The organism is Pseudomonas kielensis (assembly GCF_014236655.1).
In the GTDB taxonomy this organism is placed as follows: domain Bacteria; phylum Pseudomonadota; class Gammaproteobacteria; order Pseudomonadales; family Pseudomonadaceae; genus Aquipseudomonas; species Aquipseudomonas kielensis.
Genome location: NZ_JACMYG010000003.1, coordinates 107,574 through 133,128 on the forward strand (window position 1 = coordinate 107,574; position 25,555 = coordinate 133,128).

General features: G+C 57.2%; 19 protein-coding genes and 4 pseudogenes. 18 read left to right on the forward strand and 5 right to left on the reverse strand.

What is annotated here, in order from left to right:
- Positions 1-4: 4 nt before the first annotated feature.
- Complete coding sequence (locus H7995_RS03825; protein WP_166591700.1) at positions 5-3,832, forward strand: RHS repeat domain-containing protein; 3,828 nt, start codon at positions 5-7, stop codon at positions 3,830-3,832.
- 5 nt (positions 3,833-3,837) lie between these two features.
- Here the strand turns inward: H7995_RS03825 and H7995_RS03830 are convergent, their stop codons facing one another.
- From H7995_RS03830 to H7995_RS03845, 4 genes and pseudogenes are all read right to left on the reverse strand, one after another.
- Positions 3,838-4,572, reverse strand: coding sequence for a response regulator (locus H7995_RS03830; RefSeq protein ID WP_166591701.1), 735 nt, complete (start codon positions 4,570-4,572; stop codon positions 3,838-3,840).
- 51 nt (positions 4,573-4,623) lie between these two features.
- Entirely contained in the window at positions 4,624-4,908 is a 285-nt protein-coding gene (locus H7995_RS03835) for a helix-turn-helix transcriptional regulator (protein WP_166591702.1), read from the reverse strand.
- A gap of 278 nt (positions 4,909-5,186) precedes the next feature.
- The gene (locus tag H7995_RS03840) at positions 5,187-6,164 is read right to left on the reverse strand and encodes a 2-hydroxyacid dehydrogenase (protein WP_166591703.1); all 978 of its coding nucleotides are present in this window, start codon (positions 6,162-6,164) and stop codon (positions 5,187-5,189) included.
- Positions 6,165-6,184: 20 nt separating this feature from the next.
- Positions 6,185-6,556, reverse strand: a pseudogene (locus tag H7995_RS03845) (MFS transporter); the annotation flags it as partial.
- Between the two features lie 104 nt (positions 6,557-6,660).
- Between H7995_RS03845 and H7995_RS03850 the strand changes: the two are divergent.
- The 8 genes and pseudogenes from H7995_RS03850 to H7995_RS03880 all read left to right on the forward strand — a co-directional run.
- A complete protein-coding gene (locus H7995_RS03850; protein ID WP_041506144.1) occupies positions 6,661-7,806 on the forward strand; it encodes a tyrosine-type recombinase/integrase in 1,146 nt (381 codons plus the stop codon).
- Entirely contained in the window at positions 7,806-9,482 is a 1,677-nt protein-coding gene (locus H7995_RS03855; protein WP_041506143.1) for a hypothetical protein, read from the forward strand. The genes H7995_RS03850 and H7995_RS03855 overlap by 1 nt, the downstream gene beginning before the upstream one ends.
- Positions 9,479-11,368, forward strand: coding sequence for a site-specific integrase (locus tag H7995_RS03860; RefSeq protein ID WP_041506142.1), 1,890 nt, complete (start codon positions 9,479-9,481; stop codon positions 11,366-11,368). The genes H7995_RS03855 and H7995_RS03860 overlap by 4 nt, the downstream gene beginning before the upstream one ends.
- The gene (locus H7995_RS03865) at positions 11,365-11,772 is read left to right on the forward strand and encodes a TetR/AcrR family transcriptional regulator (RefSeq protein ID WP_041506141.1); all 408 of its coding nucleotides are present in this window, start codon (positions 11,365-11,367) and stop codon (positions 11,770-11,772) included. The genes H7995_RS03860 and H7995_RS03865 overlap by 4 nt, the downstream gene beginning before the upstream one ends.
- 651 nt (positions 11,773-12,423) lie before the next feature.
- On the forward strand, positions 12,424-12,900 hold the full coding sequence (locus H7995_RS03870) for a cytochrome P460 family protein (RefSeq protein WP_041506140.1): 477 nt from the start codon (positions 12,424-12,426) through the stop codon (positions 12,898-12,900).
- A 357-nt stretch (positions 12,901-13,257) separates the two neighbouring features.
- Positions 13,258-13,506, forward strand: a pseudogene (locus tag H7995_RS28420) (helix-turn-helix domain-containing protein); the annotation flags it as partial.
- Between the two features lie 88 nt (positions 13,507-13,594).
- Positions 13,595-13,939 carry an IS66 family insertion sequence element accessory protein TnpB gene (gene tnpB / locus H7995_RS03875; RefSeq protein WP_041506139.1) on the forward strand — a complete coding sequence of 115 codons (345 nt, stop codon included), beginning with the start codon at positions 13,595-13,597 and terminating at the stop codon, positions 13,937-13,939.
- A gap of 37 nt (positions 13,940-13,976) precedes the next feature.
- Positions 13,977-14,309 (forward strand): annotated as a pseudogene (locus tag H7995_RS03880) (transposase domain-containing protein); the annotation flags it as partial.
- Positions 14,310-14,324: 15 nt separating this feature from the next.
- Here H7995_RS03880 and H7995_RS28425 read toward each other — a convergent pair.
- A pseudogene (locus H7995_RS28425) lies at positions 14,325-14,519 on the reverse strand (YbaK/EbsC family protein); the annotation flags it as partial.
- A 371-nt stretch (positions 14,520-14,890) separates the two neighbouring features.
- Here H7995_RS28425 and H7995_RS03885 point away from each other — a divergent pair.
- From H7995_RS03885 to H7995_RS03925, 9 genes are all read left to right on the forward strand, one after another.
- On the forward strand, positions 14,891-15,733 hold the full coding sequence (locus H7995_RS03885) for an MIP/aquaporin family protein (RefSeq protein WP_057978705.1): 843 nt from the start codon (positions 14,891-14,893) through the stop codon (positions 15,731-15,733).
- A 97-nt stretch (positions 15,734-15,830) separates the two neighbouring features.
- A complete protein-coding gene (glpK, locus tag H7995_RS03890) occupies positions 15,831-17,336 on the forward strand; it encodes a glycerol kinase GlpK (protein WP_057978703.1) in 1,506 nt (501 codons plus the stop codon).
- A 95-nt stretch (positions 17,337-17,431) separates the two neighbouring features.
- Positions 17,432-18,187 carry a DeoR/GlpR family transcriptional regulator gene (locus tag H7995_RS03895; RefSeq protein WP_057978701.1) on the forward strand — a complete coding sequence of 252 codons (756 nt, stop codon included), beginning with the start codon at positions 17,432-17,434 and terminating at the stop codon, positions 18,185-18,187.
- A 196-nt stretch (positions 18,188-18,383) separates the two neighbouring features.
- Positions 18,384-19,922, forward strand: coding sequence for a glycerol-3-phosphate dehydrogenase (glpD, locus tag H7995_RS03900; protein WP_057978699.1), 1,539 nt, complete (start codon positions 18,384-18,386; stop codon positions 19,920-19,922).
- 196 nt (positions 19,923-20,118) lie between these two features.
- Complete coding sequence (gene pyk, locus H7995_RS03905; protein ID WP_057978697.1) at positions 20,119-21,567, forward strand: pyruvate kinase; 1,449 nt, start codon at positions 20,119-20,121, stop codon at positions 21,565-21,567.
- Positions 21,568-21,581: 14 nt separating this feature from the next.
- Positions 21,582-21,752 (forward strand): hypothetical protein, encoded by a 171-nt coding sequence (locus tag H7995_RS03910; RefSeq protein WP_166729440.1) that lies wholly within the window; start codon positions 21,582-21,584, stop codon positions 21,750-21,752.
- Positions 21,745-23,046, forward strand: a complete 1,302-nt coding sequence (gene eno, locus H7995_RS03915; RefSeq protein WP_185818020.1) for a phosphopyruvate hydratase — start codon at positions 21,745-21,747, stop codon at positions 23,044-23,046. Before H7995_RS03910 ends, eno begins: the two co-directional genes overlap by 8 nt.
- A 3-nt stretch (positions 23,047-23,049) precedes the next feature.
- Entirely contained in the window at positions 23,050-23,847 is a 798-nt protein-coding gene (gene tpiA, locus H7995_RS03920) for a triose-phosphate isomerase (protein WP_057978693.1), read from the forward strand.
- Positions 23,848-23,925: 78 nt separating this feature from the next.
- A complete protein-coding gene (locus H7995_RS03925; RefSeq protein WP_057978691.1) occupies positions 23,926-25,551 on the forward strand; it encodes an NADP-dependent glyceraldehyde-3-phosphate dehydrogenase in 1,626 nt (541 codons plus the stop codon).
- The last annotated feature ends 4 nt before the right edge of the window (positions 25,552-25,555 follow it).

A 25,555-nucleotide genomic window follows, 5' to 3' on the forward strand; every position in this document is an offset into this window, starting at 1 on the left:
GAACATGACCACATCCAGTGCGGTGCATTCCCAGGCGTTTGCCTTCATGAGTTACTTGCAAGGCGGCGTCGACCCGCGTACCGGGCAATACACGCTGTCCCTCGACTTTCCCGAAATAAAAAGCAACTGGCTATGCGGCCCGGACTTTATGTTCAAGTTGAGTTTTAATCCCATCAATATCATTGACTCCGGTTATGGTTTTGGTTGGAACCTCAATCTGAGCCAGTTCACCGCACACAACAGTATTCTATCGCTCAGTACCGGGGAAACATTCAAAGTTACCGGCAGTGGCACTGAGCCGGCGATCAGGGAAAAGAAACTCGACAGCTTCCATTTCTACAACAATCAGGACGGTACCTACCGCGTGGTGCACAAGTCCGGATTGATCGAAGTGCTCACGCTTGGCGGCAGCGGCGAGGACCGAGTGGCGTTGCCCAGCCAGATCTACGCCCCCAGTGGTCACAGCATCCACTTGACTTACGCCAGCTTCAGAGGCGGCCAGCGCTTGCAGTCGGTCAGAGATGCCCAGGGCGAGTTGTTGCGGATCAATCGCCCCAACGACTCGCAGGTCGAACTGCTGCTGCGCCCCTTCGACGGCCCTGGCGGAACCCCGCTGGCGCGCTATGAAATGGAATTGAACGGCAAAGGCTGGGTGACGAAGATTGTCCTGCCGACCCAGGAAAAACCCTCCTGGCGTTTCGACTATGGCAACGACCCGATCCGTGGCATCCTTTGTCTGCACGAGGTCAAGACGCCCGCCGGTGGCCGTGAAACCATTGAGTACCAGGACGATGGGCACCCCTATCCGAACGGCGTGACACGACCCAACCTGCCCCGGGTGACGCGCCACCGCACGTATCCCGGCTTCGGGCAACCGATGATGGAAGTCGTGTACACCTATTCGGTAAACAACTTTCTGGGCAACCGGGAGACGGTCAGTTGGGAAGACGGAATGGACCCGCTGTACAACGTTCCGCACACCTATGTGTACAGCAGTCACGCTGCTGAGCGGGTGGGTAGCGCGGTCGTTCGCCAGGTCGATCGCACCTTCAACCGCTTTCATCTGCTTACCGAAGAAAAGATCACTCAGGACCATTGCGTCCAGTTGCAGGCGACCCTGTATTACGCCGAAGACAAACCCTTTGCCCAGCAGCCTGCGCAGTTCCAGTTGCCCCGGCAAACCTCCAGCAGTTGGCGAATGGACAATGATGCCAGCAGGTTCCGCGAAGAGGTCACCCTCAGCGCGTTCGATGTCCATGGCAATCAGCTTGAGCAGGTCGAACCCAACGGCGTGCGCACGGTTCACACCTACTACCCGAAAGAAGCCAGCGACGGTTGCCCGGCCGATCCGCAAGGATTTGTCCGCAACCGCAAGGACAGCACGGTTTTCCCTTCGTCGCTCGAACAGCCAGGCGCCCCGACATTACGCATGCGCTTGCGCTACCTGGCGCTCCCCGCGTTGACCGGCAGCGGCCAGGCGCCTTGGCTGAGCAGTGAAAGCGAGACCCTGCAGCAACTGCAGGGCAGCAACGAAGTCGAGCTGCAACGGACGCTGTACGCGTATCACGATCAACCCGGTGCGGTGTTCCTGCATGGTCGTCCAGCCAGTCAGCGCACGATGCTCAATGGTCTGACCAGCACCACTGAATATGCCTACCGCACTCTCGACAGCGTATTGGCAGGTGAGACGGTACTGGAAACTATTGAAACCCTGACCGGTTTCGACCATGGCGCCGAACCTGTGCGCAAGGTGACCACCCGTGAGGACTCGCTGGTCCACGGCCAGCCATTGCTCAGTTACGACGACAACGGCGTGAAAATCCGCAGTACGTATGACGAACTGCAACGGGTGACCAGTGAAACCGTATCGCCGGATGATGATGAGTTCAAAGCCACGCGGGCCTATACCTACTACCTGACCTCGCTGGATGGACAGCAAGCCCAGCAACAGGTCACGGATGTCAAGAATGTCACTACCCGCACCTATTTCGATGGCCTGAATCGACCGATCAACGAGCAACGGCAGAACGCCGACAGTCTCACCCGCGCCGATGAATACCGCACAACCTGGTCAGCGCGATACGACGCGCTGCAGAACCTGATCGAGGAAACCCAGTTCGACTGGCGGGGCGAGGAGCAAGTCCCCCTGACTCGCACGTTCGATTACGACGCCTGGGGTATGCAGTGCTGCGTCACCGGCCCGGATGGTGTGCAGCTCCATGAACAGACCGACCCGATTGGGGCGGTTGACTGGAAAGGACCGATCCAGCGGAGTTGGCGGCAGGGATCGGGCGTTGCGGCGAAGCGGGCCGGGATGACCGTGACCTATGTCAATCTGTTTGAAAAGCCGGCGCACATCGAGCGCTTCGATACCGCCGGTGGCGCGATCAGCTTGCATGAGTACGGCTACGATGGCCTTGGCCAGACCGTGCTGGAAATCGATGCCCGGTCCGGCAGGACCGAATACGCCTACGACAGCTTTGGTCGGATGATTCGTAACACGTTGCCAGACGGGGCCGTGGTCCAACGTCGCTACGCGTTGCACAGCGCCGAAGACTTGCCGACTGAAATCAGTGTCAACGATGTCGTCCTCGGCAGGCAGGAGTTTGACGGGCTTGGCCGCATGAAGGCCTCGACCACCGGAGGCCGCAGGCAGGTCTTCAGTTACCTGCCCGGCATGATGCAGCCGGACACCGTCACGACGGCGAGCCAGCAACGGATCCACTACCAGTACAATCCGCAGCTCAGTGAAGAGCCAATGCGTCGACAGTTGCCCGGGCAGGTCACGGCCGACTATGTCTACGACAAACAAAACGCCCGGCTGGTCAGTTGTCAGGAGCAGGCGCTGGGTATCAGTCGCCAATACTTCTCCACGGGTGAGCTCAAGAGCGAGCAGCGCAATCAACCGGGTGAATCCCATGCCATGCACTACGACTACAGCCGCCTGGGCCAGCTCTTGAGTTACACCGATGTGCTGCAGCAGGTGCAGAGCTATGACTATGACGTTGCTGGGCGCCTGGAGTCGACGCAACTGGGCAGCACTCACTCGGACTTCAGTTATGACGAGTTGGGGCAGACGGCAACCATCACGACCCGTGACAGTGCCAGTGGGCAGCAGGTGATCATTGCGCTTGAGTACGATGATTTGGGTCGAGAGATCCAGCGCACCTTCGACCTCAATGGCATCGAGCAACAATTGACCCAGGTCTATAACGCTGCCGACCTGGTGGAGCGACGAACCTTGAAGCAGGGCGACGCTGTGCTGCGTGACGAGACGTATGGCTACGACCTGCGGGGGCGTCTCACGCTCTATACCTGTGAGGGTAGCCAGCCCCCTGTCGATCCCTACGGTAAGGCGATCGCGCGGCAGGTGTTCAGGTTCGATGTCCTGGACAACCTGACCCAGGTGTTGACGACTGCGACGGATGGGCAGCTCAATCGCGCGCTCTACCGTTTCGAGAACCCTCTGGACCCCGCGCAGTTGACCCGCGTCGAGAACAACGCGGGAGCACCTTACCCCGCCGAGATTCTGCTCGAGTATGACGCCGATGGGCATTTGATCCACGACGAGGAGCAGCGTGTCCTGGAATACGACGCCCTGGGCCGCTTGACCCGCATCAGCGGCTTGTCAGGTGAACCTGGGAGCAACCTTGATTACGACCCTTTGGACACCCTCGTCGGCAAGGATGGCCCTGAAGGAGCGGAGCGACGTTTTTATCGAGATGGCGAACTGGCGAACCGAATTCAGGGGGCAGACGGCAGCACGTTCGTACGCGCGGCGGGAGTGGTACTCGCCGAGCACCAGACGGGGGATGTGCAAACACCTTCATGACCGCGCTATACATGGAGTCCACTGACCCGTGCAAACTCCACCAGGCCACCGTCATGCTCAAGTCCCAACTTGTCCATGGCGGTGCGTTTCTGCCGACTGATGGTTTTTTCGCTGCGGTTGAGCTGCAGGGCGATCTGGCGGCCAGACAGACCCTGGACAAACATCCGCACCACTTCAAGTTCTCGTTCGGAAAGACTGGCCGAGGGTTTATCCGCGCCGGCGGACAGCAGCGTCTGGGCGTGCAGAATGCGCGCAAAGGTCGGGCACAGATAACGACGACCGTGTAGCACGCTTTCTGTTGCACGCTTGAGCTCAGGCAAGGCACTGCGTTTGTCGAACAGTGCGCAGACGTCCAGGTTGAGCAACGCCTGCAACAGGCAGGGATGGCTGAGCATGGTCATCACAATCAAGCGGACATGGCCGAAGTGACGTCTGATGTAGCCGATCAACGCCAGACCATCGGGAAATTCGCCGTAGGGCATCGCGTAGTCAGTGATCAGGATGTCACAGGGCTTTTGCTCCAGGTGCTCGACCAACTCCTCGGCGCTTTGGGCCTGGGCGACGATCGCGAAATCCTGGCTGAACGGCGGACACAGGGCCATTTCTGCGCCCATCAGCACCACCGGGTGATCGTCGGCAAGGATAATGCGAGTCCTGCCCGGCATGCCAAGGACAGGTGTTTCAGGTGTGTCGCCCCACAGTAGGGGAGCAGCAGAGAACAGCGGTTGCGCAGGGTTCATGCGGTGTCTCGACAGGGACCAATAGCACGCCGGACACCGCAGGCCGCAGGTTCAATTCAGTTGAATCAAACCTTGCTCGAGGGCCTTGAACACAGCGATCCAGCGCGATTTAACGTCGAATTTTCGACGGATGTTGTCTAAGTGATAATTCACGCCCGATTCAGTGCAATTGACAATCACTCCTATTTCCCACGACGACTTGCCTCTGGCAGTCCAGCCCAGCACCTCCTTTTCACGCTGGGTCAATGTGATTGCAGGCCCTTCAACGCTAGGTGGCTTCTCCCGGTGAGGTTGGCGGTCACGGGTACGCTTGGTCGTCGCAGTTGAATGGTTCATGACAGGCACTCCCATTTATCAATTACTGGAGTGGGCGCGATGGATCCTTCCTAAAATGGGCGTGGTCCTTGCGTCCGGCTGACAGACGCCTCGTAAGGCGCTGTAGGTTCAGCTCCGTTATATCGCGGAAACAGCGCCTTGAAACCTGTAAGAACTAACAGGTGGAGCACATTAATGCAGCGAATGGAGTGGTTTCTGTCGGGCGTTTCACCTGCTCATGTAGAGGTTTTCCTGTTATTGGCAAGGCTTTAGTTTCAGATCTACCGTCTATCGCGTTTTTACCGCTGCCACGCGTCCCCGTTGACCAGATTCGCCGGCCGCTGCCCAGCCAACGCCGCGAGCAGATTGTCGACCGCGCAGCGCGCCATGGCTTCGCGAGTTTCATGGGTTGCCGAGCCGATATGCGGGGTCGCCACCAGGTTATCCAGTTGCAGCAGGGGTGAGTTCGCGGGCAGCGGTTCACGTTCGAAAACATCCAGCCCGGCCGCGCGGATCTGCCGCTGTTGCAGGGCCTGGATCAGTGCCGGTTCATTCACCACCTTGCCCCGGGAAATATTGATGAAGATGCTGTCCGGGCGCATCAGGGCAAACTCCTTCGCGCCAATCAAGCCTTCGGTGGCGGCGGTCAGGGGCAAGGTCAGGCAAACGAAGTCCGCTTGTTGCAACAACTCGGGCAGGCTGCGGTACTGCGCATCGAAGCGTTTCTCCACGGCAGGTTTCGCGCTGTTGCTGTGGTAGAGGATCGGCATGCCAAAGCCGAAATGCCCGCGCTGGGCCAGCGCCTCGCCGATGCGGCCCATGCCGATGATGCCCAGGGTCTTGCCGTGTACGTCGCTGCCAAAGTGGGCCGGGCCGATATTGCCGGTCCAGCCGCCCGCACGCACCAGGCTGGCAAGTTCCACCACGCGCCGCGCCGTGGCCAGGATCAGTGCGAAACCGGTGTCGGCGGTGGTCTCGGTCAACACGTCCGGGGTGTTGCTGAGCAGGATCCGGCGCCGGGTCAGGTAATCGATGTCGTAGTTGTCGACACCCACCGAGACACTGGCGACGGCCTCAAGCTTGGGCGCCAGGTCAAGCAGCCCGGCATCCAGGCGCAGACTCGCGCCCAACAGGCCATGGGCGCCGGGCAAGGCATCGCGCAGGCGCATCAGGCCATCGTTGTCCAGGCGTTCGATCAGCGTCACCTCAACCTGCGCTTGCAGGCGCGCCATCAGCGCGGGAGACAGTTTCTTGTAGAGCACGACGTGCTTGTTCATCCGTTCACCTTCAATTCGATTCAAGAGTGTGCGCTCGCCAGCGGTTGCGGGCTCGCCTTGGGGGCTTGGCGGTCACTGGCGCCGGGCTTGAGACAGAGCGTCAGCAGCACCGCCAGCAGCAGCGACACGCTCATCAGCAAAAAGGACGCACCGGGCGAACCGGTAGCACTGTTCAGGTAGCCCACCAGGTAGGAACCGCCGAACGAACCGAGGGCGCCCATGCTATTGATCAGCGCCATTGCGCCACCGGCGACGTTGGCCGGGAGGATTTCCGGAATGATCGCGAAGAACGGTCCGTAGGGGGCGTACATGCACGCGCCGGCAATCACCAGCAAGGTGTAGGACCACCAGAAGTGTTCGGCGCCCAGGGCATAGGAGCCGTAGAACGCAATCTTCTGGGGCTTGATAAAAGTTAGAAGGTAAGTACTTTATAAACAGTAATTTAGAAAGCAACCATAGAAGCATTGGTTTAGATCATAGGTTGGGGGGGCGGTTGATGGAGCTTGTGTGGGCTACTGAACTCTTGGTGATTGGCGGTCGCCCGTATCCAGGCTTTCCGATCTTGCTTTGGGACACGATGGACAGTTGCGTTCCTGCCAATGAATTCATGCGCCACTTTCTATTGCGGGGAGCCATTGGGTCGCGGAAATCTTGGCCAAGCACGGGGCGTGCTCTTTACGACTTTTTCAGTTTCCTTCAGGCACATGAGCTCGACTGGCGAGACGTAGATCGTGGCGAGGCCAAGAGTGTCGTTGCCGGTTACCGGGACTACTGCCTGGTGGAGTGTCAGTTGGCCCGATCAACAACCCGGCAACGACTCCACTATATCTGCAAGTTTTATGAGTATGCCCAGCAGCAGGAATGGGTGAGCAGACTGCCGTTTGGTTATGAGGAGCGGAAGATCAAGCGGGCTCCCGGCTTTCTTGCACACATCGATGCCAGCGGCGGAAAGGCAATGGTGAACGACGTCATGCCGCGTCAGCATCGGGTGCTGCCGAAGTTCCTCAGCATGGATGAGATTAAGGAGTTGCTGGAGAAGGCGGAAAATCCGCATCACCGAATGATGATTCGACTTGGACTTCAGACTGGCCTGCGGCGAGCGGAAATCGCCTCTTTTCCGTTGGCGTATGTCTTCGATCCGGACAAAGCCGGTAGGCACGAGCGCAACATCCGGATTCGCCTTGATCCACACGATGGTCACGGAATGCGAACGAAGGGAAGCAAGCCGCGTGACATCTATATCAGTCGACGCTTTCTCGCGGATCTGTACCGGTATGTAGTGCAGGTTCGTGGTGAGCGGGCTTCACTGAGTCGTACTCAACACAAATCGCTGTTCTTGAATCAGTTCGGTGAGCCCTACGCCGATGATGGTAAACGCATCGAACGCATTGTCCGAGAAATTGGCAAGCGTGCGGATATCAAGGTTCATACGCACATGCTTCGCCACACCTACGCGACCCATACTCTGGTCGCCCTTCAGCGCAATGGCAGCAGCCTGGAACCGCTCGTGTTTGTGCAGCGGCAGCTCGGTCATAGTTCGATCCAGACGACGATGGTGTACCTGCACTTGGTCAACGAACTGGCCGACAACGCGGTGCTGGCTTACGACGATGAACTGTCTGACGACTTGGGAGCTGTTTAATGGGGAAGCGCAAGGTCTTCTTAAAGACCGACCTCAATATCCCGCAAGTCGAGCATAGTCACGACGCGAACGGGTCTGTCATTGTTCTGCCCGAAGTGATTCCACCTGTCCACACAAAGGTCAATTTCGGAAGGAATGCCACGCGTTCCCGAGGCATCGACTTCGCTTTCTGGTACGGCGTGGGTATCGATTCAATCACGTATGCCTGTCAGCGACAGACTGAACGCTTTCTGGCCCAGCAGGACACTGGGGTCGAAGCGAGTACCGTAGCAAGCTTCTGTAAAGGCGGTTTACGCCACTTCCTTAACTTCATGATTTTGCGTGCAACCGCGCTCAGCCGTGAGTTGACCCTGAACGCCATCGATCGCGCATTGATTGACGATTTTCTTGGCTACCTTGCTGGATTGGGCATTACCACGCTTAGCCAGAGTACTCACTACACCGGTATGAAGTGCGTCCTTCACGCGTTGGGCCGCAGAGGGATAATTTCGTTGGTCACCACAGGGGACGATGCGACGTTTCCGCGAAACCCGTTCCCAAACAGTGGCAAGAGTAAGGGGGAAACGCCACTACCGAAACGTCAGCGACAAGCGTTCACCTCAGCATTAAAACAGGCGACCCTGCCAATCTGGAATGAAGACGCCGTTGTGACAGGTGAGCTACTGGCTTATGCCTTGTTGACCGTTGCGCTGCACACCGGGCGTAACGCCACGCCGCTGCTGGAGATGGGGCACGATTGCCTGCGCGCTCACCCCAAAGACAACAGTGTCTTTTTGGTCCTCTGGAAACGTCGCGGACACAGCAGCAGTAAAGTGGCTCTGCGCGCAGAGAGCGCCACTGAGCGTCGTCTGGAGTCGACCCCAACCATCAAAACCAACATTGAACGCCTGATCCGCCGTGTCCTTGCTCACAGTGAAACGCTGCGTGCGGAGGCTCCGAACGACATCAAGGATTGCGTTTGGCTGTATCGCGTGCACCGTGGTCCAGGCGTCGGCACGGTCATTGTCCTGACGGATTCAGCGTTGAAACTAGCGGCCAAAAAATTGGTGACTGATTATGGACTCGTCGATACGGATGGTCGGCCGCTGCGCATCAACATCTCTCGACTACGTAAAACGTTTGCCAACCGAATATTCGAATTGCTCGCGGGTGACCTGATGACCACGGCCATCGCGCTTGGTAACACACCACAGGTGGCCGGACGAAATTACTTGGCACCTAGCGCAGACGCGAGGCGCAACTGGCAGTTTATGGGCGAGATAATGGTTCAGGAACTGCTCAGCCGGACCATTGGCGCTACTTACAAAACTACCCCAATGGGGCGCTGTGGTGATCCGGTGAACGGCCAATATGCACCAAAACGTGAGGGGGAAGCGTGCTTCTCATTCCTCAACTGTCTGCGATGCAAACATTACGCGGTCACGGGAGACGATTTGCACCGGCTATTTAGTTTTTACTTCCGTGTGTTTGCGGAGCGTACCCGCATGAACAAGCGGCGTTGGGCGCAGGAATACGCGCATATTCCTCGATTGATTGACGACTATATCGTGGCTGAAGGGCTGCGGCGTGGAACCTTCAAATCGGCCGTCGTTGAAGCTGCTCGCGAGCAGGCTCGCCGCGATCCGCACCCGTTTTGGTCGTCCGATGTAGTGGAAAGTCTGGAGATGTTTGCATGAGCAAAAGCAATGTGGCCATGTTGCCTTGGGCAAGCATCGAACTACAACCAGGGGATATACGTGAGTTGCCCGAGGGCGACCGCGAAGCACTCATTGTCAGCGCCATCCATGTTGATGGCCACTGGGTCATCCTCAGTCGCTATCGCGACAACATTTGGCAGCTCGAAGGGTTGACTAGCAATGTACCGGACAACATGAGGAATTTGGACTTCAATCGAGTACCCGCTGCGTTTGTAACGGTGATGAAGTCCCTCTTGTACCGCTACCTACGGCGCGGTCGCGCAGGGCAGAAGCGTCCCGTGGCAAGTACTTTGCGCAATGTTTTTGAAAATGTATTGCCCTTTCTACGGTATCTAAGCGCGCTTAAGCTCGGTCACTTCGGCGCTGTAACGCCCATGATCTGTGCAAATTACGTCGCCGAGTGCAAGGAGATCCGACAGACGCGTCGCAATCGGGGGCAGGCGCTGTCTCCGGCGGCCCTTGAACGTCGTTTTATGTCAGTCGAGGCGCTTCATGAACTCAGTCAGTACACCAACGACCCAATCCCAAGACATCCCTGGCCTGATACATCGGCGAGAGCCCTGGCCGGTAGAGCCTCCCTCAACAGTGAGGCCGGCAAAACGCCGTTGATACCAGATGAGGTGTTTTGTACTTTGTTCGAGAAGGCCTATGAACAGGTTCAGCGCGGTGAGCGTCTGCTCGATCTGCGCGACGCCCTCGATAGCGTCGCAGTAGCGCGCAAGGGACAGGTGATCAGATCAGTTCAGGAGCATAAGGTTCGCCAGCTGACGGCTCTTGGGTGGGAAGGCGGGCTTGAGACATTCAACCAAGCGATTAAAGATTTGAGAACTGCCTCCTATATCGTTCTGGCCAGCACCTCCGGTTGCCGGAATCATGAGTTGGCCAACGTAAAATCTGGCGCGCACCACCGTACGGAAGACGATGAAGGCACGGTCTTCCACTGGCTGCGCTCCACATCGGAAAAAACCGATACCGGCGTGCACGACTGGATGATTCCAGAAATTGCTGTGCACGTGTTGCGCCTAATGGAGCGTTGGGCCGAGCCGTACCAGGCGATGATCGACGCTGAGATCGCCGAGCGAAGAATGCTTAACTCGAGTGATCCGCAAATCGCCACGGCGCAGAAGCATCAGCAGGCTCTCTTTCTCGGGGTGGCTGCCACGAAGCGTAATCAAGTTCGTACCCTCTCGGGTTCGGCATGGAACATGTGCCTCAAAGCGTTCGCGAAGAGCTGTGGTCTGATCTGGATCTTAGCCAGCCATCAATTTCGCCGTAAATTCGCCAACTACGCAGCGCATAGCCAGTTTGGCGACCTGCGTTACCTGCGTGAGCATTTCGCGCACTGGTCCATGGACATGACCTTGGGCTACGCCATGGATCAAGATTGGGGGCAGCATCTCGATATCGAACTGTACGAAGACATCCAGTCAGAACTCGAAGACATCAAGTCCGAGGTCGTCGGTACTTGGCTGGGGGACACACCACTGACTGGCGGCTACGGTCGATCGATCAAGCATTGGCAGCGCGATTCGGCGAACCTCGCGATCTTCAAGAACCACGCCTCGATGGTGACCTCGATTGCTGAGAGCACCGCGATTCGAAGTAATGGTCATGCCTGGTGTACCGCCGCCGATGATCGTTGCGTCGGCAACACCATGGAGCGAACGCGCTGCGGCGACTGCAACAACGCCGTGATTGGAGGTGCCCATGTTGGTATCTACCAGCGTCTTTATGGCAACTTGAAGGGGTTGTTGGATTGCAACGATATTGGTGACGGTGGTCGACAGCGCGTATTGCGTGATTTGGATCGCTGTCGTGACGTGCTTATGCAGCTTGGATACGACCCGGAGGCGAACGTAGTATGACGATCAAACGCAAGCCCTCGGACGCCCGCGAGCGGGATTTGCAACTCGCGCTCGCGCGCATCCAGCGTGGTCGGACGCACACCGGAGAATCCAAGGTCACCATCGCCGCGGTGGCGCGTGAGGCCGGTGTTTCGACGGCGCTGATCCACAATCACTACCCAAATATCGCCGAAGCGATCCGTGAAGCTCAGGGACGTTCGAGTCGTGCTCAGCGGGATGTGAAACACCAGGATCTCTTGGCTGAACGCGAGAAAAATCGAATGCTCCGCCAAGAGAATGAGGAGCTACGCGTGAAGATTGCCAACCTCGCCTCGATTAACGAGGTATTGATAGCCGAGACCCGTGTTCTAAAGGCAAAGCAGAGCGACCCCAAGGTAGTAGATCTACCCTCGGGCAAGTTGTAATTCCGTAAGCTCTCGCTCTCTAAATGTGCTACGAAAATGCTCTGATACTCCCTCCAAGTATGTTCTGTCCGTCGGACGGAATCTGCCAGAAGGGAAGGACTTACAAAAAAATCACTGGGGAGTGTCAGCCAAACAACATGCCGCAGACGAATCGTTTCAAGAAGTGTGCCCATAACCGTCCGTCCAACACACCTTCCTGATCCCAACGCTAAGGGCGATTGTGTGCAAGTGATGCGACTGCTGTTCAGTGGGAATGTGATCTGGCAACGTATCGGTCGGCAACCCATTGAGCAGCAGGTCCCCTCAACACCAGTGTTCCTCGATGCATAATTTGACGAGATAGAGGTAGCAAGCTCTAATTCCAGTAATGCATCGTGGCGATGCTCTAAAGCCAGCGATAGAGGAGTCGGACATGAGCAAGGCTCTGTTTTTTACAACAGCTCTCCGATGTAGTGTCTGTAGAACAGCAGTACTCCAGCGCTCTCGACCCGGCGCGCAATCAGGTTGCAGTGACGCTTCTCGGTGATCAGCAAGGACGCATCGCCCAGGCGGAGGGGTTTAGCGTGAAGTCGGCACCTGCGCTGGTATCGACCACCAATCATTCACATCAACTTCGGTGCCGCGCTCGCGGACTGAAGTACTGAGGCAACCATGAAGCGCTTACTCGCTGCACTGACACTGGCAACCCTCGTCAACCCTGTCCTGGCGACAGATGCGGAAGTGCCGTACCCGACCGGCTACCGCGACTGGCACCACGTCAAGAGTATGGTCATTGACCAGGGACATCCGCTTTACGAAGCCTTCGGCGGCATCCATCACCTGTATGCCAATAAGCAAGCGATGGAAGGTTACCGATCAGGTAAGTTTCCGGATGGCGCGGTCATCGTGTTCGATTTGCTGGACGCGAAGCGGGCCGACAATGCTGTGACCGAAGGAGCGCGCAAGGTTGTGGGCGTCATGCACAAGGATGCGAAGCAGTTCAGTGCGACGGGGGGCTGGGGGTTCGAAGGCTTCGGCAGCGGTGACTCAGCCAATCGCGTCGTGCGTGCCAAGGCGACGACCGCCTGCTTTGCCTGCCATACCCCGCAAAAAGATCACGACTACGTGTTCAGCCGCTTGCGTGACTGAGCGAGAAACATCGACAGTTTTGCGGTGGTCTCAGAGTGACAAATGAGCCAATGGTTCAATAAGGTTTCTGAAATTAATGCGACTTTTCTCAAATTAACGCAGACTTCATATTCGCCTGCTAGCTGAAGCCTTCAATTGATGTGGCGGGGGTAACGCAATCTCTCAAGAATGAAACTCTTGGTCGGATTTACCTTGTTGGGTGGTCGTCATGATGCTCGGACGTTTGCCCTTTACGCGGCGCTGCTCCAAGCGTGACATGGTTCAAAATCATTCATACTGGTTAAAATTGGTTCAGGCTGAATCAATTTACAACCCTAACGAATAGAGCTTACTTGTTTGAGTATTCATATGGATTGAATTGGCTGTCGATTACGAAGCGAAAGGGAGCGCTTACGTCTTTCGCAACGTGCGTTTGGTCAATTAGGTGGTGTGGAGGCAAACGCTGAAGGCAAATACGAAAGTGGCAAACGCATGCCTAAAGCTGATTATCTCGCAGCCATCACGAATCACGGTGTAGACATTCTCTTCGTGCTCACCGGCACGAATACGCCGATTTCTGCCGACAGTCTCAACCAAGTCGAAAAAAAGATACTGGTTAGCTTCAGAACCTTCGGGCATGGGCAGCCCGTAAGCTGCGCATCACTGGCACGCCTGACCCGCAGACCCTGCAACTCATCTTGCAGCAGTTATTGCGATGATTTCTCCTCCCGCTGGAGCCCGCATCTGGATCGCCGCCGGTGTCACGGACATGCGCCGTGGCTTCGACGGTTTAGCCGCACTGGTGCAGACTCAGCTTAAAGCCGATCCGTTCTCCGGTCAGATTTTCGCCTTTCGCGGACGGCGCGGTGACCGGATCAAATTGCTGTGGTGGGACGGCGACGGGTTGTGTCTGTTTTGCAAACGGTTGGAACAAGGACGCTTCGTCTGGCCGCAAGCAACCAGCGGCAGCGTGTCGCTGACGGCTGCGCAGTTGTCGATGCTGTTGGAAGGCATTGATTGGCGCAGGCCAATTCGTACAGCACCCGTCCTCGCGGTCTGACTTGCCACGCTGAAAAAATCCCAAGTAACATTCGGTCATGACTCTCGCGACCGACTCCCTGCCTAACGATCTTCAAGCCTTGAAGGCTCTGGTCTCTGCCCAGCGGGCAGAGATTGAGCGTTTGAAAATGATGATCGCCAAGCTGCGTCGTATGCAGTTTGGTCGCAGCTCCGAGCAACTGGACGCGATGATCGATCAGCTCCAACTGAGTCTTGAAGAGTTGCAAGTCAGCCAGACGGAACTGACGCCGCCAACCGAACCGCCACCTCGCCCTATCTCTCGGCGCAAGCCATTACCTGAACACCTGCCTCGCGAAATTCACGTCCATCAGCCCGAATCACAATGTTCTGGTTGCGGTGGGAAACTTCGCCTGCCGTCAGTGCCAAACGACCGGCACCACGGCTACCGGCAACTCGAACTTCTCAGTAGCCGCCCAGCAATGCCTTGAACACTTGCGTAGGTCCAATCCGAAGTTCTCCGCGGGCTCCAGCCCATAAGACGCTGCCTTGGGATAATGTTCGTAACTGCGCGCACGATGTTCGTAACGAACTTTTTTCAACAAATCCAATGCGGGTGTAATGGTAGCTCTTGGCTTGGCGGCTGAAGAAAAATGGTGTGCTGGATTCTAGGTCATTGATCGACACAAGGCTCTATTTGGCCAATTTCCAAAGGGCTACCAGCGCTTGTTGCCGCTCGTCAGAGAGAGGCGCTGATTAAGCAAGAACGATGATTCATGTGACTAATGACTAATAGTTGAATTGGGTTTTTATTCACTTTCGACCTTTGACACCAGTGTTCAATGTCTGTATTTTTCGAATGTGAACATTTTGCGAATGTTCCACTGCAACACTCGGCAGCAAGCTCGAGATCGAAGGGGATCTTGCTTCAGTGAAAATCGCGCTTTGACCCTGATGAAAAAGCGCCCGACAACAACAAAAAACGAGGTTTTCAATGACGACTGCATTACAACAACCTTCGCTCTCGAGCCAATGCATGGCCGAGTTCCTGGGTACTGCTTTACTGATCTTCTTTGGTACGGGCTGTGTTGCCGCGCTCAAGGTCGCGGGTGCCAGCTTTGGCCTTTGGGAAATCAGCATCATCTGGGGGATCGGCGTGAGCATGGCGATCTACCTGACCGCCGGTGTTTCCGGCGCCCACCTCAATCCGGCAGTCAGTATTGCGCTGTGCATTTTTGCCGACTTTGAAAAGCGCAAACTACCGTTCTACATCTTCTCCCAGGTCGCTGGCGCCTTCTGCGCAGCGTTGTTGGTTTACACGCTTTACAGCAACCTGTTCTTCGATTTCGAACAAACGCACCATATGGTTCGCGGCACACAAGCCAGCCTGGAACTGGCCTCGGTGTTCTCGACCTTCCCGAACCCTGCCTTGTCGACGGGCCAAGCATTTCTGGTTGAAGTGATCATCACCGCCATTCTAATGGGCGTGATCATGTCCCTGACCGACGACAACAATGGTCTACCAAAGGGCCCACTGGCGCCGTTGCTGATCGGTCTGCTGATTGCCGTGATCGGCAGCTCGATGGGCCCGCTGACCGGTTTTGCGATGAACCCGGCGCGCGATTTCGGTCCTAAATTGATGACCTTCTTCGCCGGCTGGGGTGAAATATCTTTTACCGGCGGGCGCGATATTCCGTACTTCCTGATTCCGATTTTTGCACCGATCATCGGTGCCTGCCTCGGCGCTGCCGCCTATCGCGGGCTGATTGCCCGCCATCTACCCAGCGTCATACCTGCTACAAAGGATGCAGAACACGCCTGCAGAACACGCCATTGACGGCAAAGTAAAAGTTTCTTGAAAGCGGCGGCGCGAAATCCTGCCCAACCCTGATCTCGCGCCCCCACCCCCCCTTATTTCGTCCAAGGCAATCGACATGACCGACATTCAGAATAAGAACTACATCATTGCCCTCGATCAGGGTACGACCAGCTCCCGGGCGATCATTTTCGACCGCGACGCCAATGTGGTCTGTACCGCTCAGCGCGAATTCGCCCAGCATTACCCGCAAGCCGGTTGGGTCGAACACGACCCGATGGAAATCTTCGCCACCCAAAGTGCGGTGATGGTCGAGGCCCTGGCTCAAGCCGGCCTGCATCACGATCAGGTTGCCGCCATCGGCATCACCAACCAACGCGAAACCACCGTAGTCTGGGACAAGACCACCGGCCGCCCGATCTACAACGCAATCGTCTGGCAGTGCCGACGTAGCACCGAGATCTGCCAGCAGCTCAAACGCGATGGCCATGAACAGTACATCCGCGAAACCACGGGCCTGGTTACCGACCCGTACTTCTCCGGCACCAAGCTGAAGTGGATTCTCGACAACGTCGAAGGTAGCCGCGAACGCGCCCGCAACGGCGAGTTGCTGTTCGGCACCATCGACAGCTGGCTGATCTGGAAATTTACCGGCGGCAAGATCCACGTTACCGACTACACCAACGCTTCGCGGACCATGCTCTTCAACATCCACACCCTGGAGTGGGATGCGAAGATGCTTGAGATACTGGATATCCCGCGGGAAATGCTGCCAGAGGTAAAGTCGTCCTCGGAAATCTACGGCCATACCAAAAGCGGTATCGCCATCGGCGGCATTGCCGGCGACCAACAGGCTGCTCTGTTCGGTCAGATGTGCGTCGAGCCAGGCCAGGCGAAAAACACCTACGGCACCGGCTGCTTCTTGCTGATGAACACCGGCGACAAGGCCGTGAAATCCAAGCACGGCATGCTCACCACCATCGCGTGTGGCCCACGCGGCGAAGTCGCTTACGCGCTGGAAGGCGCGGTGTTCAACGGCGGTTCCACCGTGCAGTGGCTGCGTGACGAGCTGAAAATCATCAACGACGCTCACGACACCGAATACTTTGCCGGCAAGGTCAAAGACAGCAACGGCGTGTACCTGGTCCCGGCCTTCACCGGTCTAGGCGCACCGTACTGGGACCCGTATGCCCGTGGTGCGCTGTTCGGCCTGACCCGTGGCGTACGCGTGGATCACATCATTCGCGCGGCCCTGGAATCGATTGCCTACCAGACCCGCGACGTGCTCGACGCCATGCAACAGGATTCGGGCGAACGCCTCAAAGCCCTGCGCGTCGACGGCGGTGCAGTCGCGAACAACTTCTTGATGCAATTCCAGGCGGACATTCTCGGCACTCACGTCGAACGCCCACAAATGCGTGAAACCACTGCCCTGGGCGCTGCCTATCTGGCAGGTCTGGCCTGTGGCTTCTGGGGCAGCCTGGACGAACTGCGTGGCAAAGCCGTGATCGAGCGCGAATTCGAACCTCACTTGGCCGAAGCAGAGAAGGAAAAACTCTACGCCGGCTGGCTAAAAGCCGTGAGCCGCACCCGCGATTGGGAACCGCACGAAGAGGCTAAGTAAGCCAGAGCACTGACTCGTATCCGTATGTAACTGGCAGGGAGTGGATTCCTGCGGCATCATGGGCAAATTTTGCACGGCAGCCCAAAGGAAGCCCCATGAATCTGCCTCCCCGTCAGCAGCAAATCCTCGAGCTGGTCCGCGAACGCGGTTACGTCAGCATCGAGGAAATGGCTCAGCTGTTCGTCGTTACACCGCAGACCATCCGCCGCGATATCAATCAATTGGCGGAAGTAAATTTGTTGCGTCGCTATCACGGCGGCGCTGCTTACGATTCAAGCGTAGAAAACACTGCCTACGCCATGCGTGCCGATCAAATGCGCGATGAGAAACAACGCATCGCCGAAGCTATCGCCGCCCAGATTCCCGATCACGCCTCGCTGTTCATCAACATCGGCACCACCACCGAATCCATCGCCCGGGCGCTGCTCAATCACACCCAGCTCAAGGTGATCACCAACAACCTGCACGTCGCCTCGATCCTCAGCGCCAAGGATGATTTCGAAGTCCTGCTCGCTGGCGGCAATGTGCGCCGCGACAGCGGTGTCGTCGGCCAGGCCAGCGTCGATTTCATCAACCAGTTCAAGGTCGACTTCGCCCTGGTCGGTATCAGCGGGATCGACGAAGACGGCAGCCTGCTGGATTTCGACTATCAGGAAGTGCGGGTATCCCAGGCAATCATCGCCAATGCCCGACAAGTAATACTGGCGGCCGACTCCAGTAAATTTGGTCGTAACGCCATGGTTCGACTGGGACCGATCAGCCTGATCGATTGCCTGGTCACCGATCAGCCGCCAGTGCCGGCGCTGGCGCAGCTACTGAGTCAACACAAGATTCGCCTCGAGGTTGTTTAACCCCAAGGGCGGTTAAGCCCGCACTACAAATCCCCCCCCCGCACATCTAAATGTTCGAAAATGTTCCTTTAGCGGCCCTTCGATGAGTATTTTCAATCGAAGTTAAGTGGTCGCGGGCGTCAATTTCGGTTGCAATTTTCGAAAATGAACATTAATGTTCGAATTCAAATGCACAACAAAGCCCTGAGGCCTGCCGATGCTCACTTCTACCTTGCCTACGCCCCCTCTCGCTGAGGTCTACGATATCGCCGTCATCGGTGGTGGGATCAATGGCGTGGGGATCGCAGCGGATGCCGCCGGTCGCGGTCTTTCGGTGTTCCTTTGCGAAAAGGACGACCTGGCCAGCCACACGTCGTCGGCCAGCAGCAAACTGATCCACGGCGGCCTGCGCTACCTCGAACATTACGAATTCCGCCTGGTTCGAGAAGCCCTGGCCGAGCGCGAGGTGCTGCTGGCCAAGGCGCCGCACATCGTCAAGCAGATGCGCTTCGTGTTGCCACACCGCCCGCACCTGCGACCTGCATGGATGATCCGCGCCGGTCTGTTCCTTTATGACCACCTGGGCAAACGGGAAAAACTTGAAGGTTCGAAAAGCCTGAAGTTCGGTCCGGACAGCCCGCTGAAAAGCGAAATCACCAAAGGCTTCGAATATTCCGATTGCTGGGTCGATGACGCTCGCCTCGTCGTATTGAATGCCATGGCCGCCCGCGAGAAAGGCGCTCATGTTCACACCCAAACCCGCTGCGTCAGCGCCCGGCGCAGCAACGGTTTGTGGCACCTGCACCTGGAACGCGCTGACGGCAACCTGTTTTCGATTCGCGCCAAGGCGCTAGTGAATGCGGCCGGCCCCTGGGTCGCCAAGTTCATTCGCGATGACCTGATGTTGGAATCACCGTATGGCATCCGCCTGATCCAGGGCAGCCACCTGATCGTGCCGAAACTCTACGACGCGCCGAATGCTTTCATTCTGCAGAACGAAGACCAGCGCATCGTGTTCGCTATTCCGTATCTGAACCACTTCACCCTGATCGGTACCACCGACCGCGAATACACCGGCGACCCGGCCAAAGTGACGATCACCGAAGGCGAAACCGATTACCTGCTCAAGGTGGTCAACGCGCACTTCAAGAAGCGACTGAGCCGCGAGGACATCCTGCACAGCTACTCTGGCGTTCGCCCACTGTGCAATGACGAATCCGACAACCCTTCGGCCGTGACTCGCGACTACACCCTGGCCCTGTCCGGCAGTGCGGCAGAGGCGCCATTGTTGTCGGTGTTCGGGGGCAAGCTGACGACTTATCGCAAACTGGCCGAATCGGCCCTGGCGCAACTGGCGCCGTTCTTTAAAGGCATCAAGCCGAGCTGGACCGCGCAATCGACTCTGCCCGGCGGCGAAGACATGACCACCCCGCAGGCATTGAGCTCGCTGATTTGCGACAAGTTCGACTGGATGCCAAGCGAAATCGCAAGCCGTTGGGCCACCACTTATGGCAGCCGCACCTGGCGCATGCTGGAAGGCGTGCAGAACCTGAGCGATCTGGGCGAACACATCGGCGGCGGGCTCTACACCCGTGAAGTCGATTACCTGTGCAGTGAAGAGTGGGCCACCACCGCGCACGACATTCTGTGGCGCCGCAGCAAGCTCGGTTTGTTTATCACACCGGCGGAACAGGAAAACCTCAAGGACTACCTGAATAAGGTCGAGCAGAACCGCAGCAAGATCGAAACGGCCTGATCGGGAGTCCGGTTAAAGCAAAGCCCCTGAACTCTACGATTCAGGGGCTTTCTACCGCGAATCATGACCGACCTTCGAGCATCCCGGCCGGCTTCGGCGTGCCGGGCTCGAACAATTCGCGCATGGGTTAGCGAAGCAGGGCTTCGGATTTATACGGGGCGCTATTCATACGAACGTATTTGAAGTGGTGACTGTCATGCAACGCAGAACAAAAATTGTGGCTACATTGGGGCCAGCAACCGAATCATTCGAAGCCATCGAGGGGTTGGTCAAAGCAGGCGTGGATGTCGTGCGTCTGAATTTTTCTCACGGCAAGGCGGAGGATCACATTGCCCGGGCGAGGTTGGTCCGTGAGCTGGCTGCCAAGCATGGCCGCTTCGTGGCGGTGTTGGCTGATTTGCAAGGTCCGAAAATTCGAATTGCGCGATTCGCGCAAGGAAAGGTGATCCTGGAAAAGGGTCAGCAGTTCGTTCTCGACGCTTCCCTGGACAAGAATGCAGGGGACCAGCAGCGAGTCGGTATTGACTACGAAGCGCTGATCACCGATAGCCGTCCGTACGACATTTTGCTGCTTGATGATGGGCGAATCGAGCTTAGGGTCCTGAAGGTCGAGGCGACGCGATTGATCTGCGAAGTCCTGGTCAGCGGGCCGCTTTCGAACAACAAAGGGATCAACCGCAAAGGTGGGGGATTGTCTGCGTCGGCACTGACCGAGAAGGACTTCGCCGATATCAAGACTGCCGCAGAAATGCAGGTGGACTACCTGGCTGTGTCGTTCCCACGCGATGCTTCGGATATGGAATTGGCGCGTCGGTTGCTGCATGAAGCTGGAGGGCAGGCAGGCTTGATCGCGAAGATCGAGCGCGCAGAAACCGTCAACGATCTACGTATTCTGGACGCGATCATTGAAGCATCGGAAGGTGTAATGGTCGCTCGTGGCGATCTGGGCGTTGAGATTGGCGATGCAGAATTGGTGGCCGTGCAAAAGCTGATTATTGACCGTGCTCGCACACTGAATCGCGTGGTAATCACGGCGACGCAGATGATGGAGTCGATGATCACTCAATCTATGCCGACCCGTGCTGAAGTGTTCGACGTGGCCAATGCGGTGCTGGATGGTACCGATGCGGTGATGCTCTCCGCTGAAACCGCGGCCGGTGCCTATCCGATCGAGACGGTTGAGGCCATGCACCGGATCATTATCGGTGCGGAAAAACACCCTCAATCCCATCGCTCCAAGCACCGTGTCGATCAAGTGTTCCACAAGATCGACGAATCCATCGCGATGTCAGCGATGTATGCAGCCAACCATCTGCATGGCGTCAAAGCCATCATCTGCATGACGGAGAGCGGCGATACCCCTCGTTTGATGTCGCGCATTCGCTCGCACCTGCCCATTTTTGCATTCTCTCGCAATCTGGCTACTCAGAACCGGGTCACGCTGTTCCGTGGTGTCACCACCATTCCGTTCGACAGCGATGATTTCGACCCTGAGTTGGTGAACGAGAAGGCCGTTGCGGAGCTGACCCGGCGTGGCGTCGTCAAGGCTGGCGATCACGTGCTGATTACCAAAGGCGACTACGCCAACGCCCAAGGTGGCACGAACTCCCTTCGAGTCGTGTGCGTCGGTGAAGCCATTCGCTGAGTGAGGAAGGACTGATGAGTAAGACCCATTCAGCAGATCACGACGCAACGAATAACCATGATCGTGAATCGTGGCCAAGAGATTTCGATTTTCGTGAGCAGTACGCGGAGCAGCAGGAATTACTGAAGTCGCCGAGCGACGGCACGCAAGCTCCGAACCATCCGAAGGGGGAAAACCATGCTTAACAAGACCAGCCAGATTCAACACATCAGCGCTCGGGAAATCCTCGACTCGCGAGGCAACCCGACGGTTGAAGCCGTGGTGACACTCGCCAATGGCGTCAGTGCTACCGCCAGCGTGCCCTCTGGTGCTTCGACGGGGTCACGCGAAGCGCTTGAATTGCGGGACAACGCAGCGCGCTACATGGGCAAAGGCGTTATGCGAGCGGTCGAGAACGTGAACAACCCGATCCGCGAGTGCCTGATCGGACTGGATGCTTTGAACCAGCGCGAAATCGACAACGTCATGATTGCGCTGGATTGCACCGAGAGTAAGAGCATCCTGGGGGCCAATGCGATTCTCGCCGTGTCACTGGCGACCGCCAAAGCGGCGGCCAAGGTTCAGAACATTCCTTTGTATGAACACTTGGCGGCGCTGTACGGCTCGCCTGGCCAGTTCAGCATGCCGGTTCCCATGATGAACATCATCAACGGGGGTGAGCATGCCGATAACAACATCGACATCCAGGAATTCATGATCCAGCCCGTCGGCGCATCGTCGTTCCGTGAAGGCCTGCGCATGGGCGCCGAGGTGTTCCATTCCTTGAAGAAGGTTTTGTCGGAGCGTGGCTTGAGCACGGCGGTGGGGGATGAGGGTGGGTTCGCGCCTTCGCTGGCCTCCAACGAAGAAGCACTGGTTGTTATCAAGGAAGCGGTGAGTCGAGCGGGTTATGAGCTGGGCAAGGACATTACCCTGGCACTCGATTGCGCGGCATCCGAGTTCTACGAGGGCGGTCAATATGTGCTCGCCGGTGAAGGCCAGTCGTTCAATTCGGCAGGCTTTGCCGATTACCTGGCGATGCTGTGCGACAAGTACCCGATTATCTCCATTGAAGACGGGATGGACGAAAGTGACTGGGACGGCTGGGCAGGCCTGACCCAAAAGCTGGGTCACGTGCAATTGGTGGGTGACGACTTGTTCGTGACCAACACCAAGATACTGCGTGAGGGCATTCAGAAAGGGATCGGTAATTCGATCCTGATCAAGTTCAACCAGATCGGCACGCTCAGCGAAACGCTGGACGCCATTCGCATGGCGCAAGATGCCGGTTACACCGCCGTCATCTCCCATCGTTCGGGTGAGACCGAGGACACCACCATCGCCGACCTCGCCGTCGCCACTTGCGCGGGACAGATCAAGACAGGCTCCCTCAGCCGGTCGGATCGCGTCGGTAAATACAACCGCTTGTTGCGCATCGAAGAGGCCTTGCAGGAGCGGGCGCCTTACAACACGGCCGCGCTTGTGAACAGGAAAGCCTGAATCATGCAGACCTCTTCGAACAAAAAACAACTGGTGATCGGCAACTGGAAAATGAATGGCAGCAGTGCTGAAAACGCGTCGTTGCTGCTTAGTTTGCTGCCGGTGATTTCACGCTTTGAAAGCGTTGAAGTTGCGCTTTGCCCGCCGTATCCCTACCTGACGACCGTAGCCGATTTGCTTGATGATTCAGATGTTGCACTGGGTGCGCAGAATCTCAGCGCCCAGCTCTCAGGCGCTCATACCGGTGAGGTCAGCGCTTCGATGCTCCACGATATCGGCTGTCGCTTTGTGTTGGTCGGGCATTCGGAGCGCCGTGCACTTTATGCCGAGGACGATGATCTCGTGGCAAAGAAATTTGCTACGGCGCTGCGTGCCGGGCTCATTCCGGTGTTGTGTGTGGGCGAAACACTCGCTCAGCGTCAGAGCGGCGAAACGGAAGTGGTCGTCACCAATCAGCTGAATGCGGTACTGAAGGCTGTTGGCATTCAGGATCTGGTTAAAGGCGTGATTGCCTACGAGCCGGTCTGGGCCATTGGTACTGGCGAAACGGCGACGCCCGAGCAGGCGCAAGCGGTGCATCGACACATCCGCCAATATTTGGCTGACCAAGATCGCGCAGCGGCCGCCGATTGCCGGATTTTGTACGGTGGCAGTGTGAAGGCCGACAACGCAGAACAATTGTTCAATCAACCCGATATCGATGGCGGCTTGATCGGCGGAGCGTCTCTGGATGCGATGTCTTTCGCTGCCATTTGCTGGGCGGCTCAAACCGGGCCGATCACCGACTCTATCGCGATCTGAATTCTTTTGAATGTGCAGGCGCTGCGTGTCCGATCGTTTCTTTCGGGCCGCGCGAGCACCTGCACAGAGGGATGAAAAATGACTTTGAATAATCGACTTGAAGCACTGTTCCCAAGCGCTGACGAAATCCCTGCGGCTTTCCGTCCAGGACCGGCCATTGAGCAGCGAGAGTATCTGGTCAATGGGGAACTGCGGTTGTGGGACGGCCCATTAGCGCCGGTCCGTAGCCCTGTGTGCCTGAAAAAAGAATCGGGACACGAGGCCGTGATTCTGGGCAGTACTCCGCTACTGGATGCGCAAACCGCGATGACGGCATTGGATGCGGCGGTGCAGGCCTATGACCGTGGTCAGGGCACCTGGCCCACCCTGCGTGTGGTCGAACGTATTCGCCACGTCGAGGTTTTCCTCAAGCGTATGCGCGAACAACGGGAAGCCGTGGTGAAGTTGTTGATGTGGGAGATCGGCAAGAACCTCAAGGACTCAGAGAAAGAGTTCGATCGCACCTGCGACTACATTGTCGACACCATCAATGCCCTCAAGGAACTGGATCGTCGTTCCAGCCGTTTCGAGCTGGAGCAGGACACGCTGGGACAAATCCGCCGCGTGCCTCTGGGCGTGACCCTGTGCATGGGGCCTTACAACTACCCGCTAAACGAGACGTTCACCACGTTGATCCCGGCGTTGATCATGGGCAACACCGTGGTGTTCAAACCCGCCAAGTTCGGTGTGTTGCTGATCAGGCCATTGCTGGAAGCGTTCCGCGACAGCTTCCCGGCAGGGGTTATCAACATCATCTACGGCAGCGGCCGGGAAACCGTCAGCGCTTTGATGGCCAGTGGCAAGATCGATGTCTTCGCATTCATCGGCACCAACAAGGCGGCCAGTGATCTGAAAAAGCTGCACCCCAAGCCACATCGCCTGCGTGCAGCCCTCGGTCTGGATGCCAAGAATCCCGGCATCGTCCTGCCTGATGTTGATCTGGATAACGCCGTTTCAGAGGCCGTGACCGGTTCTCTGTCGTTTAATGGGCAACGTTGCACGGCGCTGAAAATTCTCTTTGTTCATGAAAACGTAGTTGACGCCTTTCTGGATAAGTTTCAGTCGAAGCTTGCCCAGCTGAAACCGGGCATGCCTTGGGAAGCGGGAGTGGCCTTAACTCCGCTGCCGGAGCCTGGCAAGACTGATTTCCTTACCGGACTTGTGGCCGATGCTGTCAGCAAAGGCGCCCAAGTGGTCAATGCCGGAGGCGGGGAAGTCTGCGAAACCTTCTTCTACCCGGCGTTGCTGTACCCGGTGACTAGCGAAATGCGGGTGTACCACGAAGAGCAATTCGGACCCGTCGTACCAGTGGTGGTTTACCGCGATCTGGAAACAGTCATCAACTACGTCCTCGACTCCGATTTCGGCCAACAACTGAGCATTTTCGGCACGAACTCCGCAGAAGTGGGGCGTCTGGTCGATGCGTTCGCCAACCAGGTAGGGCGCATCAACATCAACGCGCAATGCCAGCGTGGTCCGGACAGCTTTCCCTTCAACGGCCGCAAAAACTCTGCCGAAGGCACGCTCTCGGTCGATGACGCGTTGCGGGTGTTTTCCATCCGGACACTGGTCGCCACCAAGTTCCAGGAGAGCAACAAGGATCTGGTCAGCGACATCATCCGTCATCGTGAGTCGAGCTTCTTGACCACCGACTACATCTTTTAGGGGG

Bases quoted from the DNA above. Each gene is read 5' to 3' on its own strand.
- H7995_RS03825 (WP_166591700.1), top strand. From the start codon at position 5: ATGACCACATCCAGTGCGGTGCATTCCCAGGCGTTTGCCTTCATGAGT.
- glpK (WP_057978703.1), top strand. From the start codon at position 15,831: ATGACCGACATTCAGAATAAGAACTACATCATTGCCCTCGATCAGGGT.
- eno (WP_185818020.1), top strand. From the start codon at position 21,745: ATGCTTAACAAGACCAGCCAGATTCAACACATCAGCGCTCGGGAAATC.
- glpD (WP_057978699.1), top strand. From the start codon at position 18,384: ATGCTCACTTCTACCTTGCCTACGCCCCCTCTCGCTGAGGTCTACGAT.
- H7995_RS03865 (WP_041506141.1), top strand. From the start codon at position 11,365: ATGACGATCAAACGCAAGCCCTCGGACGCCCGCGAGCGGGATTTGCAA.
- tpiA (WP_057978693.1), top strand. From the start codon at position 23,050: ATGCAGACCTCTTCGAACAAAAAACAACTGGTGATCGGCAACTGGAAA.
- H7995_RS03830 (WP_166591701.1), bottom strand. From the start codon at position 4,572: ATGAACCCTGCGCAACCGCTGTTCTCTGCTGCTCCCCTACTGTGGGGC.
- H7995_RS03850 (WP_041506144.1), top strand. From the start codon at position 6,661: ATGGAGCTTGTGTGGGCTACTGAACTCTTGGTGATTGGCGGTCGCCCG.
- pyk (WP_057978697.1), top strand. From the start codon at position 20,119: ATGCAACGCAGAACAAAAATTGTGGCTACATTGGGGCCAGCAACCGAA.
- H7995_RS03835 (WP_166591702.1), bottom strand. From the start codon at position 4,908: ATGAACCATTCAACTGCGACGACCAAGCGTACCCGTGACCGCCAACCT.
- H7995_RS03855 (WP_041506143.1), top strand. From the start codon at position 7,806: ATGGGGAAGCGCAAGGTCTTCTTAAAGACCGACCTCAATATCCCGCAA.
- H7995_RS03885 (WP_057978705.1), top strand. From the start codon at position 14,891: ATGACGACTGCATTACAACAACCTTCGCTCTCGAGCCAATGCATGGCC.
- tnpB (WP_041506139.1), top strand. From the start codon at position 13,595: ATGATTTCTCCTCCCGCTGGAGCCCGCATCTGGATCGCCGCCGGTGTC.
- H7995_RS03860 (WP_041506142.1), top strand. From the start codon at position 9,479: ATGAGCAAAAGCAATGTGGCCATGTTGCCTTGGGCAAGCATCGAACTA.
- H7995_RS03840 (WP_166591703.1), bottom strand. From the start codon at position 6,164: ATGAACAAGCACGTCGTGCTCTACAAGAAACTGTCTCCCGCGCTGATG.
- H7995_RS03895 (WP_057978701.1), top strand. From the start codon at position 17,432: ATGAATCTGCCTCCCCGTCAGCAGCAAATCCTCGAGCTGGTCCGCGAA.
- H7995_RS03910 (WP_166729440.1), top strand. From the start codon at position 21,582: ATGAGTAAGACCCATTCAGCAGATCACGACGCAACGAATAACCATGAT.
- H7995_RS03925 (WP_057978691.1), top strand. From the start codon at position 23,926: ATGACTTTGAATAATCGACTTGAAGCACTGTTCCCAAGCGCTGACGAA.
- H7995_RS03870 (WP_041506140.1), top strand. From the start codon at position 12,424: ATGAAGCGCTTACTCGCTGCACTGACACTGGCAACCCTCGTCAACCCT.